The sequence below is a fragment of the Aeromonas sp. 2MA4 genome, assembly GCF_029237305.1.
Taxonomy (GTDB): Bacteria; Pseudomonadota; Gammaproteobacteria; order Enterobacterales; family Aeromonadaceae; genus Aeromonas; species Aeromonas salmonicida.
Window position 1 is genome coordinate 1 of the sequence record NZ_JAACFY010000039.1, and the last position, 1,999, is coordinate 1,999.

Here is a 1,999-nt window from a genome sequence, read left to right on the forward strand (position 1 = left end):
CGGGCAGAACACTTGCAACCGTGGCTGCATGAGTACAACTGGCATCGTCCTCATGCAAGTCTGGGCTATAAGCCCCCCATCAGTCGTCTTCAATCTGTGAACAACCTGGTGGGTTTACACAGCTAGCCCGTGGGCAAGTTAAAAATCCCAGCCGGACTGCGCTGGCTGGTTGGCTTGCTCAGCCTCTTGTGCCTTGCGGCGCGCGGCCTCAACCCGCGCCTTGCGGCCACGGCAAAGACGCATCACCTCCTGCTGCTGGGTCTGTGTCATGGTGAGCCAGTTGAAACGCTCTTCCCGATTGCGCAGGCAGCCCTTGCAGTAGCCCTTGTTGTTCACTTCGCATACCCCGATACAGGGGCTCTGTAGCGGGAAGATCTCGAGCTGTTCCATCCATGGCCTCTCACACCTTGTTACCTTGTTATAACCCAGAAGATCCCCTTTGGAGAAATCCGTCGCCAAGGGGGTGAAGGCGTTTGCTTTCCCCCAGCAAATTTGGCATCTTCCCCGCCAAGCATGAGGCTTGGTGTTATATGAGGACATATGAACAAACACGCGTACTGGCTGACCGCTGCCGTGCTGGGGCTGGCCGGTTGTGCGGGCAATCCTGAGCAGGTGCAGGTGCCCAAAAAGAAACCCGATGCCGGATGTTTTCTCAACTGCGAGGTGCCGGAAAACCTGGGCAAGCAGTATCTGGACGGTGCCCTGCCGGGCGATCTGGTGCGGGTAGAGCGCATCAACAGCCGCCAGCGTTCTGATTTCAGCAAGTTCGGCCCCCAGAGCCGGTTGGTACTGGAACGTTCCGGCAAGATGACCCGCCGTTATGGCGAGCTCTATCATCAGCTCTCCCGCTGGGTGGCCAATGGTGGCAATCCGGCTCATATCACCCAGTACGGCATCAGCCTGGCCCAGCTGGGCGGCGCCGATCGCATGGGCAACGTGCTGTTCACCGGTTATTACTCGCCGGTGCTGGAGGTGCGCCATCGCCCGGATGCCAAGTACAAGTACCCTATTTATGCCATGCCAAAATGTGGTGGCCGCTGCCCAAGCCGGGCCGATATCCATCGGGGGGCGTTGGCCAACCGTGGGCTGGAGCTGGGTTATAGCAAGTCTCTTATCGACAACTTCCTGATGGATGTGCAGGGCTCGGGCTTTGTGCATTATGGGGATGACGATCGGTTGCAATACTTGGGTTACAGCGGCAAAAACGGTCACGGCTATGTGAGCATAGGCCGGGTGCTGATCGACCGGGGCGAGGTACCCAAAGAGAAGATGTCGATGAAGGCCATCAAGGATTGGGCCAACGCCCAACCGGAGGAGAGCGTCAAGGAGCTGGTTGAGCAGAATCCCTCTTATGTCTTCTTCGAGCGTCGCCCCACCAATGACGTGATTGGCGCCGCCGGTATTCCGTTGCTGCCGCTGGCGGCCGTTGCGGCCGACAAGAGTTTGCTGCCGATGGGCACCCCCATCCTGGCGGAAGTGCCTTTGCTCGACAAGGCCGGCAACTGGACCGGCAAGCACCAGCTGCGGCTCTTGATTGCGCTGGATGTGGGTGGTGCCGTGAAGAAGGGGCACCTGGATCTTTACCACGGCATGGGTGAGAAGGCGGGTGTGGCGGCCGGTCACTACAAGCACTTTGGCCGGGTCTGGAAGCTGGGTCTGCACCATGGGCCGACTGCTGCGCCCTGGTTATAAGCAAAACAGGATATAAGCGAAACAGGGATTGTAATGGAATAAGGCGACTGTGGCGGGTGATGCCGCTTTGTAGCTAACCCACACAAGGCCTGATGACCCTTTCCCTGCTGCTCTTCCTTCGAGGGGAGGTGCCAAAGAAAAAAGCCGCCGGAGGCAATCCGGCGGCTTTTTTGTATGTGCTGTCCCGTCCTGAATATGGTTTACACCTTTCCTCCCAATAAATGGAGAACCCGATGGGACAAGGTGTGAAACGGACACAGCGCGATTACTCGCTGACTTTTAAACTGGCACTGGTCGAGCAGATTGA

At 58.0% G+C, this 1,999-nt stretch carries 3 protein-coding genes; 2 read left to right on the forward strand and 1 reads right to left on the reverse strand.

Annotated features, from left to right (window positions below):
* On the forward strand, positions 1-126 hold a 126-nt coding region (locus tag GWQ31_RS21635; protein ID WP_265421721.1), incomplete at its 5' end, for an integrase core domain-containing protein.
* Between the two features lie 12 nt (positions 127-138).
* On the opposite strand, the gene GWQ31_RS21640 is transcribed toward GWQ31_RS21635, so the two are convergent.
* Positions 139-390, reverse strand: coding sequence for a DUF1289 domain-containing protein (locus tag GWQ31_RS21640; protein ID WP_005315494.1), 252 nt, complete (start codon positions 388-390; stop codon positions 139-141).
* Positions 391-540: 150 nt separating this feature from the next.
* Here GWQ31_RS21640 and mltA point away from each other — a divergent pair, with 150 nt between their 5' ends.
* Positions 541-1,692, forward strand: a complete 1,152-nt coding sequence (mltA, locus tag GWQ31_RS21645) for a murein transglycosylase A (RefSeq protein WP_005315504.1) — start codon at positions 541-543, stop codon at positions 1,690-1,692.
* The last annotated feature ends 307 nt before the right edge of the window (positions 1,693-1,999 follow it).